This window comes from Thalassobacterium maritimum, assembly GCF_031127805.1.
Classification (GTDB): domain Bacteria; phylum Verrucomicrobiota; class Verrucomicrobiia; order Opitutales; family Coraliomargaritaceae; genus Thalassobacterium; species Thalassobacterium maritimum.
The window spans coordinates 1-401 of record NZ_JARXHW010000264.1; the positions used below are offsets into that span (position 1 = coordinate 1).

The 401-nt window shown below is 42.9% G+C and carries 1 protein-coding gene; it reads right to left on the minus strand.

The window, feature by feature from the left end; translation table 11 throughout:
• Positions 1–103 precede the first annotated feature (103 nt).
• On the minus strand, positions 104–274 hold the full coding sequence (locus QEH52_RS20285) for a hypothetical protein (RefSeq protein ID WP_308952781.1): 171 nt from the start codon (positions 272–274) through the stop codon (positions 104–106).
• Between the last annotated feature and the right edge of the window lie 127 nt (positions 275–401).

A 401-nucleotide genomic window follows, 5' to 3' on the forward strand; every position in this document is an offset into this window, starting at 1 on the left:
GATCGTGGAGACCAGACAACCAGCCTGTGTGGTCAGTCGTCCAGTTGCTTTTTAGAGTTTTACGAGCGGGCTATATGGGTTGTCTGTGTCGTCTGGATCTGACTTATAGGAAGCCAAGCCCGAGGAAGACGAATATGCCAATGATCATGACTGCCCACCATGAGCTACTGCTTTCAGTTTTCTTTAATAACCAAAAGTAGAAGAAGCCTAGACCTATGTTAATTGCTGTTCCAATTAGAATGGCTAAAAATGGATAGCCGAACATGAGACTCATGACGAATGTCAAACCAGCAAAGAGTGATGTGGCTACCCAGGGGCTATCGCATTCTAAATTTATTTTTACCAGTGCGGCTAAGATTATCGCGTTTAACATTTTGTTTTCTTATTTCGTTTCAGATCGT

Excerpts from the sequence above, each read along its gene's own strand:
- QEH52_RS20285 (WP_308952781.1), bottom strand. The coding sequence starts at position 274 with ATGAGTCTCATGTTCGGCTATCCATTTTTAGCCATTCTAATTGGAACA.